This window comes from Vibrio sp. GLN_1 (assembly GCF_043106015.1).
GTDB lineage: Bacteria > Pseudomonadota > Gammaproteobacteria > Enterobacterales > Vibrionaceae > Vibrio > Vibrio parahaemolyticus.
The window spans coordinates 76828-90126 of the sequence record NZ_JBICMD010000030.1; the positions used below are offsets into that span (position 1 = coordinate 76828).

Annotated in this window: 13 protein-coding genes; 6 read left to right on the forward strand and 7 right to left on the reverse strand. The window is 46.6% G+C overall.

Annotated elements, in window-relative coordinates:
- Positions 1-99 precede the first annotated feature (99 nt).
- The 7 genes from yidC to ACF8OV_RS13245 all read right to left on the reverse strand — a co-directional run bounded on the left by yidC (position 100) and on the right by ACF8OV_RS13245 (position 4977).
- Positions 100-1722, reverse strand: a complete 1623-nt coding sequence (yidC, locus tag ACF8OV_RS13215; RefSeq protein WP_020904418.1) for a membrane protein insertase YidC — start codon at positions 1720-1722, stop codon at positions 100-102.
- Positions 1723-1724: 2 nt separating this feature from the next.
- Positions 1725-1982 carry a membrane protein insertion efficiency factor YidD gene (gene yidD / locus ACF8OV_RS13220; RefSeq protein WP_005378822.1) on the reverse strand — a complete coding sequence of 86 codons (258 nt, stop codon included), beginning with the start codon at positions 1980-1982 and terminating at the stop codon, positions 1725-1727.
- A complete protein-coding gene (rnpA, locus tag ACF8OV_RS13225; RefSeq protein ID WP_015296021.1) occupies positions 1949-2272 on the reverse strand; it encodes a ribonuclease P protein component in 324 nt (107 codons plus the stop codon). The genes yidD and rnpA overlap by 34 nt, the downstream gene beginning before the upstream one ends.
- Positions 2273-2318: 46 nt before the next feature.
- Positions 2319-2453, reverse strand: coding sequence for a 50S ribosomal protein L34 (gene rpmH / locus ACF8OV_RS13230; RefSeq protein ID WP_005378825.1), 135 nt, complete (start codon positions 2451-2453; stop codon positions 2319-2321).
- A gap of 241 nt (positions 2454-2694) precedes the next feature.
- Positions 2695-3432, reverse strand: coding sequence for an amino acid ABC transporter ATP-binding protein (locus ACF8OV_RS13235; RefSeq protein WP_005481188.1), 738 nt, complete (start codon positions 3430-3432; stop codon positions 2695-2697).
- Positions 3429-4100 (reverse strand): amino acid ABC transporter permease, encoded by a 672-nt coding sequence (locus ACF8OV_RS13240; RefSeq protein ID WP_005497519.1) that lies wholly within the window; start codon positions 4098-4100, stop codon positions 3429-3431. Before ACF8OV_RS13240 ends, ACF8OV_RS13235 begins: the two co-directional genes overlap by 4 nt.
- 115 nt (positions 4101-4215) lie before the next feature.
- Positions 4216-4977 carry an amino acid ABC transporter substrate-binding protein gene (locus tag ACF8OV_RS13245; RefSeq protein WP_020904417.1) on the reverse strand — a complete coding sequence of 254 codons (762 nt, stop codon included), beginning with the start codon at positions 4975-4977 and terminating at the stop codon, positions 4216-4218.
- A 428-nt stretch (positions 4978-5405) separates the two neighbouring features.
- Between ACF8OV_RS13245 and dnaA the strand changes: the two genes are divergently transcribed.
- The 6 genes from dnaA (at position 5406) to ACF8OV_RS13275 (ending at position 13238) form a co-directional block, all read left to right on the forward strand.
- Positions 5406-6812: a chromosomal replication initiator protein DnaA gene (gene dnaA, locus ACF8OV_RS13250; protein ID WP_005488867.1), complete on the forward strand. Its 1407-nt coding sequence runs from the start codon at positions 5406-5408 to the stop codon at positions 6810-6812.
- Positions 6813-6875: 63 nt separating this feature from the next.
- On the forward strand, positions 6876-7976 hold the full coding sequence (dnaN, locus tag ACF8OV_RS13255) for a DNA polymerase III subunit beta (RefSeq protein ID WP_005486165.1): 1101 nt from the start codon (positions 6876-6878) through the stop codon (positions 7974-7976).
- A 9-nt stretch (positions 7977-7985) separates the two neighbouring features.
- Complete coding sequence (recF, locus tag ACF8OV_RS13260; protein ID WP_005458661.1) at positions 7986-9065, forward strand: DNA replication/repair protein RecF; 1080 nt, start codon at positions 7986-7988, stop codon at positions 9063-9065.
- A 13-nt stretch (positions 9066-9078) separates the two neighbouring features.
- Positions 9079-11496: a DNA topoisomerase (ATP-hydrolyzing) subunit B gene (gene gyrB / locus ACF8OV_RS13265; RefSeq protein ID WP_005458663.1), complete on the forward strand. Its 2418-nt coding sequence runs from the start codon at positions 9079-9081 to the stop codon at positions 11494-11496.
- A 348-nt stretch (positions 11497-11844) separates the two neighbouring features.
- Complete coding sequence (locus ACF8OV_RS13270) at positions 11845-12261, forward strand: GreA/GreB family elongation factor (protein WP_005486183.1); 417 nt, start codon at positions 11845-11847, stop codon at positions 12259-12261.
- A gap of 539 nt (positions 12262-12800) precedes the next feature.
- Positions 12801-13238, forward strand: a complete 438-nt coding sequence (locus ACF8OV_RS13275) for an Hsp20 family protein (protein WP_005458680.1) — start codon at positions 12801-12803, stop codon at positions 13236-13238.
- The last annotated feature ends 61 nt before the right edge of the window (positions 13239-13299 follow it).

Consider the following 13299-nt stretch of genomic DNA (forward strand, 5'->3'; position numbering starts at 1 on the left):
GGGCTCGGTGGAGCCATCACTATTAATTAGCTGAATTGTAATCAGCCAAAAACAAAAAGGCGACCTTTTGGCCGCCTTTCTTATTCTTTTGTTAAAAGGTTACTTAGTGTGTAAGCCTTTTTTCTCCAGCGCTTTGTAAATCAAGGTTTGCTGGATCAGAGTAACGATGTTCGACACCAACCAGTACAGAACTAGGCCTGATGGGAAGAACAAGAAGAAGAAGGTAAACATAACCGGCATGAAGGTCATGATCTTCTGCTGCATTGGATCCGTTACGGTTGTTGGGCTCATCTTCTGGATTAGGAACATTGAAGCACCCATCAGTAGTGGCAGGATGTAGTAAGGGTCCTGCGCTGAAAGGTCATGAATCCAACCGAAGAATGGAGAGTGACGAAGCTCAACCGATTCCATTAGCGCCCAGTATAGTGCGATGAAGATAGGCATCTGTAGAACAAGAGGAAGACAGCCACCCAGTGGGTTTACTTTCTCTTTCTTGTACAGTTCCATCATCTCTTGGCTCATGCGTTGACGGTCGTCGCCAATACGCTCACGCATAGCTTGCAGCTTAGGCTGTAGCATGCGCATTTTCGCCATAGATGTGTATTGCGCTTTCGTTAGTGGGTACATTGCACCACGAACGATGAAGGTCAAACAGATGATTGCCACACCCCAGTTACCGACGAAGCTTTGGATGAAAGCAAGCAGTGAGTGAAGTGGTTTAGCGATGAACCATAGCCAGCCGTAGTCCACTACTAGGTCTAGGTTTGGTGCCACTGCTGCCATTTCTTGTTGTAGCTTAGGACCAACCCAAAGTGTTGCTTCAAACTTCGCTTGGTCACCCGTCGCGATCGTTTTGTTCGGCATACGTACGCCGATATCGCCTAGGTTGCCAATTACGCGAGTGTAAAGGTTAGTACCTGGTTCGTTACGAGGGATCCAAGCAGCTGCGAAGTAGTGTTGGATCATTGCTGCCCAACCTTGGCCATCTGCTAGGTTGATAGACAGGTTACGATCCTGCATATCTTCAAAGCTGTATTTTTTGTAACGAGTATCTTCAGTCGAGTAAGCACCGCCACGGTAGGTTGGCATTGTGATGCTACCACCAGCGTCCATTAGGTTTTGACGTAGGTGTGCGTACATACCGAAGGTTGCGTTGTTACCAGAGTTGTTCGCTACATCGTATTCAACGTTCAGCGCGTAGCTGCCGCGTTTTAATACGTAAGTTTTTGTGTATTCGATACCGTTTGCAGTAAATGTCATCGGAACGCGTAGTTCGTCTTGACCGTCAGCTAGAGTGAAGCTGTCTGCGCTCACATTGTAGTGAGGACGGTTAGAGCTGCTTAGATCGATACCTTGAGGACCAACAAGACCGCTTTGTGCGATGAATTGATGACCTTGTGTGTCTTTTAGCAGAACGAATGGGTCTGATGAATCAAGTTCAGCAGAGTATTGGTTTAGGTCGGCATGTACCACATCGCCACCAATGGTGTCGATCGACAGAGTTAAAACATCAGTCGTTACTGTGATAGTTTTTGCAGAAGCTTGCTGTTGACCAGGAACTGGGTCCAGCTCATCAGCAAAAGATGGTGCAGGTAGAGTGCTGCTTGATTGAGCCTGTTCAACCGCTTGAGGTGCTGGATTCTTTGCGACTTGCCATTGTTGAAATAGCAAGAAAGAAACCAGTGCCAGAGCGATGAGCAGGATATTACGTTGAGAATCCATCGTTAGTTATCTCTGTCTTGTTTTTGGACTGGTGGAACGGGGTCATACCCCCCTTCATTCAAAGGGTGGCATTTTAATAGACGTTTGCCTGATAACCAACATCCTTTTACAAAACCGTGAGCTCTCAAAGCTTCTAGCGCGTAAGTGGAACAAGTTGGTGTGAACCGGCAACGAGGACCAATCAGAGGGCTGATAAACCAGCGATAAAGATAAACGAGCCCAATGGCTATCCACGTGAAGGGCGAGACAGGCGTTGCCATAGCTTATCAAACAACTTAAAAATTTCCTCATTGCTTAAATCTTGCGCGCTTTTCTTCGCGATCACAACAAAATCTTTGTTTGGAAGTTGATGTTGAGAGTTACGAAAGCTTTCACGAGCCAAACGCTTAAAGCGGTTACGACCGACAGCAGTTTTGATTTGCTTTTTCGGAACAGCTAAACCTAATCGTGGATGAGAAAGTTTGTTATTGCGAGCAATGATGGTGAAATGAGGCGAGCCAGCTCGGTGAGCTTGCTGGAAGACGTTTTGATAATGCTCGGGAGTTAACAAGCGTAACTCCCGATTAAACGCGTACGTGTTCAAAATAAACTAGCGATTATTTTGATAGGCGCGCACGGCCTTTTGCACGACGTGCGTTGATAACTTTACGACCGTTCTTAGTTGCCATGCGAGCACGGAAGCCGTGAGTACGCTTGCGCTTTAGAACTGTAGGTTGAAAAGTGCGTTTCATGATAATTACCTTTACTGATCAGTAGTTTTAGGTTCTTGTTAAACCCGGCGTGGGCATCTGTTTTCTTTATAAAGAAGCTCTTTATATAGAGAAGAACAACCGACGCCTCTCAACAAAGAGGCGGAATTGTAATCACACTCACATAATGTGTCAATGACTCAATGAGTACGAAATTCCGGCCGGGCGATTATACGTAGTGTGAGTAAAATCTCAAGGATCAATCGATCCTGTTGCTTGATCGTTACTCTATTCCTACTTGGTTAAGGAATTTTTTCAAACGAGGATCTTGTGGATTATCGAAAATATCCTGTGGAGAACCTTGTTCGACGATGTTGCCTTCCGCCATAAAGATCACCCGATCGGCGACTTCTTTAGCAAATTGCATCTCGTGTGTTACCACCAGCATGGTTTGATGCTGATTGGCTAACTTCTTCATTAATGAGAGAACTTCACCGACCCATTCCGGATCCAGCGCGGAAGTTGGCTCATCAAAAAGTAACAGTTCTGGCTGTAACGCCATAGCGCGGCCGATGCCGACACGCTGCTGCTGGCCACCAGATAGAGCTGCCGGATAGCTGTCACCTTTCTCGCCAAGGCCAATATCATCCAGAATCTGCTGTGCACGAGTCAGAGCTTCCTGTTTCTTCCAGCCACGCACGGTAATCAAACCTTCGGCAATATTCTGGCGAGCCGTCATGTGCGCAAAAAGGGCATAGTTTTGGAAAACAAACCCAGTACGGCGACGCAGCGCCAAGACTTCGGCTTTCGTGTGCTTTTGTGTATCGACAGAGATGTCGTCGATAGTGATACGACCTTCGTCGGCCTGCTCAAGGAAGTTAACGGTGCGCAACAGGGTCGACTTACCCGTACCGCTAGAGCCGATAATCACGATGATCTCACCCTGTTTGATATCGAGATCAATGCCTTTCAGGACTTCAGTATCGCCAAAGCGCTTGTGGATATTTTCTAATTTGATCATCGTACGTACGCCTTATTCAGTTTCGCTTCAGCCCAAATTTGTACTCGAGTCAGAATCACCACCACGCCCCAGTAAATCAGAGCAACGGCTAGGAATGCTTCAAAGAAACGAAAGCTTGAAGAGGCTTCCATCTGAGCTTTAGCCATGATTTCTGCCACGCCAAGCGTAAAGGCTAGGGAAGTCGACTTAATCATATCAATGAAGTAGTTCATCAATGAGGGCAGTGCTACTCGTGTTGCTTGTGGCAGAATCACGCGACGCATCGCTTGTGGCGTTGTCATGCCGACCGATAGGCTCGCTTCCATTTGGCTACGATCAATACCGATGATTGCAGCACGAATACTCTCGGCCATATAAGCGGCAAAGTGCAACGTTAAACCAATCACTGCGGCAGAAAATGCATCGATACCCACCATCACAGGGAAGATTTGTGGCAAGCCGTAATAAAGCAGGAAAAGTTGTACTAACAGTGGGGTACCACGGAAGAAGCTGATGTACAGTTGACTCAATTGGTCGAGAACTGGCAGCTTAAATACGCGAATGTTCGCCAAAATGACGGCTAAAATCAGTGAAAAGACCAAGCCCCATGTGGCCATTTCCATGGTTGTGCCAAGATATTTGAGCAATATCGGCAGCAGTTCCAACATGTAATTAAAATCAAATCCCATACGGCTTACCTAAAGGCTAGAGAAAAGAAAAGGTGGAAAACAATGTTCCACCTTCACATGAGTTTATTTTAGGTCGAGAGTTGCGATTGTTCGCATTCTCGAAAGCAAAGTAGCATTACTTCGTGATGTCAGCACCAAACCACTTCACTGAAATCTTTTCTACTGTACCATCTGCACGCATCTCTGCTAGTGCTTTATTCACTTCCGCTTGTAGCTTCTGACCTTTTTCATTGTTGACGAAAGGCCATGCGTTTTGAATGGTTTCAAACGGTTCACCAGCCAGTTCCAGTGGCAGACCTGTTTTCTTGATCAGTTCTAGCGCGGACAAACGGTCCATCACGAAAGCGTCTGCACGGCCAAGCGCAACATCATGCTCGATACCAGTGTCGTAAGTTTTGATGTTGATTTTGCCATCTTTGTCGTATTGGCGTAGTAACTGCTCAAAGTTAGAACCTAGGTTAACCGCAACGGTTTTGCCTGCTAGATCGTCTACACCTTTGATGCTGTCGTTGCCTTTACGTACCGTGATTTGCGCGCCGTCGATCACATAAGGGTCTGCAAACAGGTATTTCGCTTTGCGCTCATCTGTCATGGTGATTTGGTTTGAGATTGTATCGATGCGGCCAGTTTCTAAAAGACCAAACAAACCTGAGAAGTTCGACGTCACGTATTCGATCTTGTAGTCGTTACGCTTACCGATCTCATCCCACATATCCACCTCAAAGCCTTGTAGCTTGTCTTGCTTCACGAAAGTGAATGGGAAGTAACGGCCAGACATGCCCACCTTGACTTCAGTTGCGGCAGTGTCGACTGCCGCTTGAACTGTCGCGGCAGATAGTGCGATGGCTGCAACGGCAACCTTAACCCAGTTTTTCATAATACATCTCCATATTTTTATAGTTGGAAATACTACTGTTAGTTAGCTCAATTAAATAAATAACCAAGAGCAATAACCTAGACCAGAGAGTAATAAGTTCTCATTTGGTTTAGATAATAGACAATTTGGCAAGGAGGCGATGGAAAAACGATCGAATCAAAGCGAAAGGATCGAAAAAAGAGGCGCTGGAAAGAAAATAATACACAGAGTTATCACCAATCTGTCGATCTCGCTAAATTTGCCCAAATGTGGATCAATGTGTGGGCAATTTTGGGGCAAGGTGTGTTGATCTCACCAAGTTTGGCGAAATAATTGTGAATAACTTAGATCTTATTCACTTGATCGTCGATCAATTGCTGGCGATCTTGGTTATCAACAGGTAAAATTGCCAGTCTTTTCCGATAATTCAATTACTCAGTGGGGGCACCGTGTCATCTTCGCTTTGGCTGCAATGTTTGCAGCAGCTTCAAGAAGAGCTACCAGCTACAGAATTCAGTATGTGGGTTCGTCCGTTACAAGCGGAGCTCAATGACAATACTCTCACTCTATTCGCGCCAAACCGCTTTGTGTTGGATTGGGTGCGTGATAAGTATCTGAACAGCATTACTCGTTTACTGCAGGAATACTGTGGTAACGACATCCCGAATTTACGCTTTGAAGTGGGCAGTCGCCCAGTTTCTGCGCCTAAGCCTGCACCGACACGTACGCCGGCGGATGTGGCTGCGGAATCTTCAGCGCCTGCGCAGTTGCAAGCACGTAAACCTGTGCACAAAACATGGGATGACGACCCTCAAGCGATTGCAGCGATCAATCACCGCTCAAACATGAACCCAAAACATAAGTTCGACAACTTCGTAGAAGGTAAATCGAACCAACTGGGTTTGGCTGCGGCGCGTCAGGTATCGGATAACCCAGGAGCTGCCTACAACCCACTGTTCCTTTACGGTGGTACTGGTCTAGGTAAAACTCACTTGCTTCACGCTGTGGGTAACGCGATTGTGGATAACAACCCGAACGCGAAAGTGGTGTACATGCACTCTGAGCGTTTCGTGCAAGACATGGTAAAAGCACTGCAAAACAATGCGATTGAAGAATTCAAGCGCTACTACCGCAGTGTGGATGCACTCCTTATCGATGACATCCAATTCTTTGCCAACAAAGAGCGCTCACAAGAAGAATTCTTCCATACCTTCAACGCATTGTTGGAAGGTAACCAACAGATCATCCTAACTTCTGACCGTTATCCAAAAGAGATCAGCGGGGTAGAGGATCGTCTGAAATCGCGCTTTGGTTGGGGTCTAACGGTTGCGATCGAGCCGCCTGAGCTAGAGACGCGTGTGGCGATCTTGATGAAGAAAGCTGAAGACCATCAAATTCATTTGGCTGACGAAGTTGCGTTCTTTATTGCAAAACGTCTGCGTTCCAACGTTCGTGAGTTAGAAGGCGCGTTGAACCGAGTCATTGCCAACGCGAACTTTACTGGCCGCCCAATCACCATCGACTTCGTTCGCGAAGCGCTGCGCGATCTGCTGGCGCTGCAAGAGAAGTTGGTGACCATTGACAACATTCAAAAGACGGTTGCTGAGTACTACAAAATCAAAGTGGCGGATCTGCTGTCTAAACGTCGTTCTCGCTCCGTTGCACGTCCTCGTCAATTGGCGATGGCACTGGCTAAAGAGCTAACTAACCACAGCTTGCCAGAAATCGGTGATGCGTTTGGTGGCCGAGACCATACGACCGTTTTGCATGCATGTCGCAAGATTGAGCAGCTGCGAGAAGAGAGCCACGATATTAAGGAAGATTACTCGAACTTGATTCGCACCCTGTCTTCTTAATCGGTTAGAATAACGGTATTCTAAGCAAATCAATTTTTGAGCTGACAGCGTAAAGAGCCAAGCATGAAATTTACTATTGAACGTAGTCATTTAATCAAACCGCTACAACAGGTTTCGGGCGCTTTGGGTGGCCGACCAACCCTGCCTATTTTGGGCAACCTACTGATTAAAGTAGAAGAGAACGTGCTATCAATGACCGCGACTGACCTAGAAGTGGAATTGGTGAGCAAAGTGACTCTAGAAGGGGATTTCGAAGCGGGTAGCATTACCGTTCCTTCGCGTAAGTTTCTCGATATTTGCCGTGGCTTACCAGACGATGCGATCATAACTTTTGTGTTAGAAGGCGATCGCGTGCAAGTTCGTTCTGGTCGCAGCCGTTTCTCACTGGCAACGCTACCAGCGAATGACTTCCCGAACATTGAAGATTGGCAAAGTGAAGTTGAAGTATCACTGAGCCAAGCGGACCTGCGTACGCTTATCGACAAAACTCAGTTCTCGATGGCAAACCAAGACGTACGTTACTACCTCAACGGTATGTTGTTTGAAATCGATGGCACGACACTGCGTAGTGTGGCGACCGACGGTCACCGTATGGCAGTATCGCAAACTCAACTAGGTGCTGACTTCGCCCAAAAGCAAATCATCGTGCCACGCAAAGGAGTGCAGGAATTGGTTAAGCTGATGGATGCGCCAGAGCAACCTGTCGTTTTGCAAATTGGCAGCTCAAACGTGCGTGCAGAAGTGAACAACTTTATCTTCACGTCTAAACTGGTTGATGGCCGTTTCCCTGACTATCGCCGCGTATTACCGCAACATACCAACAAAACACTGATCGCAAGTTGTGATGAATTGCGCCAAGCGTTCTCGCGTGCTGCGATTCTTTCTAACGAAAAGTTCCGTGGTGTGCGTGTTAACTTAGCGGGCAGCGAAATGCGCATTACGGCAAACAACCCAGAGCAGGAAGAAGCTGAAGAGATGCTGGATGTGACCTTTGAAGGTGACCCAATCGAAATCGGCTTCAACGTTAGCTACGTGTTGGATGTGCTGAACACGCTACGTTGCGAGAAGGTACAAGTGTCGATGTCGGATGCCAATGCCAGTGCATTGATTGAAAATGCCGACGATGACAGTGCCATGTACGTGGTGATGCCAATTCGTCTATAAGCCAACTGAATGCCTCTTTCTCGTCTCATCATTCAGCAGTTTCGCAACATTAAAGCCTGTGATATTCAGTTATCAGCAGGCTTTAACTTTCTTATTGGACCGAACGGTAGTGGCAAAACCAGTGTCCTAGAAGCGATTTATTTACTCGGGCATGGTCGCTCATTCAAAAGCTCTCTCACTGGTCGTGTGATTCAAAATGAGTGTGATGAACTGTTTGTTCATGGTCGTTTTTTGAACTCGGATCAATTTGAGCTACCTATCGGCATTAATAAGCAGCGCGATGGCTCGACAGAGGTTAAAATAGGCGGTCAATCTGGGCAAAAATTGGCGCAATTGGCGCAAGTGTTACCGCTGCAGTTGATACATCCAGAAGGGTTTGATTTACTGACGGATGGTCCAAAACATCGCCGTGCATTCATCGATTGGGGCGTGTTTCATACCGAGCCTGCATTTTATGATGCATGGGGTCGTTTTAAGCGTCTCAACAAACAGAGAAACGCGTTGTTGAAGACCGCGAGTAGCTATCGTGAGCTCAGTTATTGGGATCAAGAGATGGCGCGTTTGGCGGAAAACATCAGCCAGTGGCGGTCACTGTACATTGAACAGATGAAAACCGTCGCAGAAACGATCTGTCAGACATTTTTGCCAGAATTTGAGATCCAATTGAAGTATTATCGTGGTTGGGATAAAGACACTCCATACCAAGAAATACTAGAAAAGAATTTCGAGCGTGATCAGTCTTTGGGGTACACCTTTAGTGGCCCGAATAAAGCTGATTTGCGCATTAAAGTGAATGGAACGCCCGTTGAGGATGTTCTGTCACGCGGTCAGTTAAAGCTGATGGTGTGTGCATTGCGTGTGGCGCAAGGGCAACATCTTACAGCGATGACCGGTAAACAATGCATTTACCTAATTGACGACTTTGCGTCGGAATTAGATAGCCAACGTCGCAAGCGTCTTGCTGATTGCTTGAAAGAGACAGGCGCACAAGTATTTGTAAGCTCTATCACTGAAAACCAAATCGCCGACATGCTCGACGATAATGGCAAATTGTTTCATGTGGAACATGGCAGGATAGAGTCAAACTAGAAGAGAGAAACTCATGTCTGAAAATTACGATTCATCGAGTATTAAGGTACTGAAGGGTCTGGATGCGGTACGTAAGCGTCCAGGTATGTACATCGGGGACACGGACGACGGCACCGGCCTTCACCACATGGTTTTCGAGGTGGTGGATAACTCAATTGATGAAGCGTTGGCAGGTCACTGTAAAGACATCGTTGTGACAATTCATGAGGACAACTCGGTTTCCGTTAGCGATGATGGTCGTGGCATTCCAACAGAAATGCACCCAGAAGAAAAAGTATCAGCAGCAGAAGTTATCATGACCGTACTGCACGCTGGTGGTAAGTTCGATGATAACTCGTACAAAGTATCAGGCGGTCTTCACGGCGTGGGTGTTTCGGTAGTAAACGCACTGTCAGAAAAAGTGGTACTAACCATCCATCGTGGCGGTCATATCCACACGCAAACTTACCGTCATGGTGAGCCTGAAGCGCCTCTAGCGGTTGTGGGTGATACGGATAAAACCGGTACACAAATTCGTTTCTGGCCAAGTGCAGAAACTTTCTCTAACACTGAATTCCATTACGACATCCTAGCAAAACGTCTGCGTGAGCTATCGTTCTTGAACTCAGGCGTTTCTATCAAGCTTATTGATGAGCGCGAAGCGGACAAGCAAGACCACTTCATGTATGAAGGTGGTATTCAAGCGTTCGTTCAGCACTTAAACACCAACAAAACACCAATCATCGAGAAAATCTTCCACTTCGACTTAGAACGTGAAGACGGCATTTCGGTAGAAGTGGCAATGCAGTGGAACGATGGTTTCCAAGAGAACATCTTCTGTTTCACCAACAACATTCCACAGCGCGATGGTGGTACTCACCTTGCTGGTTTCCGTGCGGCACTAACACGTACGCTAAACAGCTTTATGGATAAAGAAGGCTTCTCGAAGAAAGCGAAAACGGCAACGTCAGGTGACGATGCGCGTGAAGGTTTGACAGCCGTTGTTTCAGTAAAAGTGCCTGATCCAAAATTCTCGAGCCAAACTAAAGACAAACTGGTTTCTTCTGAAGTGAAATCAGCGGTTGAATCGGCGATGGGTGAGAAGCTATCTGAGTTCTTGGTCGAAAACCCAAGCGAAGCGAAGATGGTTTGCTCGAAAATCATCGATGCAGCACGTGCACGTGAAGCTGCACGTAAAGCGCGTGAAATGACTCGTCGTAAAGGTGCGCTAGACCTAGCAGGCCTACCAGGCAAACTTGCAGACTGTCAGGAAAAAGATCCGGCACTCTCTGAACTATATATTGTGGAGGGTGACTCTGCGGGTGGTTCAGCTAAGCAGGGTCGTAACCGTAAGAATCAGGCAATCCTACCGCTGAAAGGTAAGATCCTGAACGTAGAAAAAGCACGTTTCGACAAGATGTTGTCTTCGCAAGAAGTTGCAACGCTTATTACAGCACTTGGCTGTGGTATTGGTCGTGACGAGTACAACCCGGACAAGCTGCGTTACCACAACATCATCATCATGACCGATGCTGACGTCGATGGTTCGCACATCCGTACGCTATTGTTGACTTTCTTCTACCGTCAAATGCCAGAGCTTATCGAGCGTGGTTACGTGTACATCGCTCAGCCACCACTATACAAAGTGAAGAAGGGCAAACAAGAGCAGTACATCAAAGATGAAGAAGCGATGAACCAGTACCAAGTATCATTGGCATTGGACAACGCATCACTGCACGTAAACGCAGAAGCTCCAGCTCTAGCTGGCGAAGCGCTAGAAAAACTGGTTCAACAATACAATGCAGGTATCAAGCTTGCTGATCGTATGAGCCGTCGTTACCCTCGCGCCTTAGTGCATGAGCTTATCTACACATCTCGTCTAACGGCTGAGCAGTGTCATGATGCAGCAGCAGTAGAAGCTTGGACAAAACAACTTGTTGAGCAACTAAACGCGAAAGAAGTGGGTGCAAGCCAATACAGCTACGAAGTGGAGCTGCACGCAGAGCTTGGTTTGAGCCTGCCGAAGATCATCGTTCGTACACACGGTGTGACTCACGAGCACGCGCTAAGTGTTGATTTCCTAAACTCAAAAGAATACGGCAAGCTGGCGGACCTTTCTGAAGTCCTAGACGGTCTTCTAGAAGAGGGCGCGTACATCAAACGTGGTGAACGTACTCTGCCAGTATCAAGCTTTGCTGAAGCACTTGAGTGGTTGGTTAAAGAATCGATGCGTGGTCTAAGCCGTCAGCGTTACAAAGGTCTAGGTGAGATGAACCCAGATCAGCTTTGGGAAACCACAATGGACCCAGAGACGCGTCGCATGATGCAAGTAACGATTGAAGATGCGGTAGGCGCAGACCAATTGTTTACAACGCTAATGGGTGACCAAGTTGAACCTCGTCGTCACTTCATCGAAGAGAACGCACTGAAGGTTGCAAACCTAGACGTGTAGCGACAAGCGTTTTTGGATAGAAAAAAGCAGCGAGCCATCGCTGCTTTTTTGTTTCTTGGTGGTATGAAAATCACCACTTTATGCCAAGACTTTGGCTTTTCTGCTACTAACTGCCAGAGGCTTGAGTAGCGGCACCATTTTGTTTCCCTTTTCTGTTTTTCTTGCCATTTTGTTCGCTTGAGTGCTTTTGCTTTCTTTTTCCTGCTCGCTATAGTGCTGTAGAGCTTTCCAATCATACGAGGTTAGAAAACATGGTGACGATTTTCCTGAACTAAGCCGGAGGTGACGCACTTCCGGTTCAATGCACTGCAATTATCTGTAAGACAAGGCATTAAGAAGGAAAATATCATGTTTGAACGCTGGTTCACTGCGTACTGCTTAGCGCTGCGAACTTGGTGGTTAACCAGTCGCTTTTTAACCTATCAATCACCACTAAGATTACTGTCGCTGTTTGAAGCCTACGAACAGCAAACCCAGTGTCGCAACTTAGCCCGAATTGCGATTGGCGACACCGTTCGCTTAGTGGATCTTGACCGCTCCTATCAATATCGCATGACGTTAGTTGATTCACGTAAGAGCCAACCTCTTGCGGGGATGCTAGCTGTTGATTCGTACTTAGGTTCCCGATTGTTGGGACGTTCTCAGGATGAGGTCTTAGAACTCGAGATATTCAACCAGCGCCGCTGCTTTGTGATTACCGAAATCATTCATCAATCACAGCCACCGACACCGCATCTGGTGTGTAGCTGTATGTTATGTCAGTAAAATAGAGGTGAAGTCATGAGTAAAAAAGACAAGAAGCAACCCCAGTTAAGCTTGAAAGAAAAACGTAAGTTGAAGCAAGAAAAAGCGGCCGAGCAAGGGATGGTGAAAGCGCGTAAACCATCTCGGAAATAAAAATTGCGGCTTATAAGCCCGCCGTAAGAGGTGGGCTTTGTATTGTTGTCGCGTAGGAAAAGCGAGCTTAATTTGAGGTCTTTAATAGGCGCGTTGAAATTTTTTTCATTTTGTCCCTTGAAAGCGATTTTTGATGACCTTATATCTAGTTGTGAAGAGGATGACTGGCTTGCTAGAGACTAGAAGACCAGCCCTCTGGAATCGCTAAAACGAGATCGCTCAAAAGAGGATATGGTGTTTTAGCACACAACTTAAACCTTTAGATTCAATATCATGTCTCCGAGCCAAACCAAGGCCAGTGGAATGATAAGAATCTCTTAGTTCGGCGTCGGTTTTTGCATAAACACGCCAGTAGAGGATGAAGTTCATCCGAACTAAGACTATTGCTTAATTAAGAGGATAGATTTATGCGTAACGTAGATTTCTCACCACTATACCGTAATGCAATTGGCTTTGATCGTCTGCTAAACCTGATGGAAGCAAATACAGCGAAAAATACTTCTGGCGGTTACCCTCCGTACAACATCGAGCAAAAAGATGAGCACAACTACCGTATTACTATGGCAGTTGCTGGTTTCTCTGAAGACCAACTCGATCTAACTCAAAATGAAAACATGTTGATCGTGAAGGGCGAGCGTAAAGCAGAAGAAGGCAAAAACTACGTGTACCAAGGCATTGCAGAGCGCGATTTTGAACGTAAGTTCCAATTAGCGGACTATGTAAAAGTGACTGGCGCTTCAATGGAAAACGGCCTACTACACATTGACTTAGTTCGTGAAATTCCAGAAGCAATGCAACCACGTAAAATTGCTATCGGTGGCAACAACCTGCTAGAAAGCAACTAATCAGCAAGTTATTTGCCCTATAGAGTGAGAAAGAGCGCCAGTTGGCGCTCTTTTTAATTTG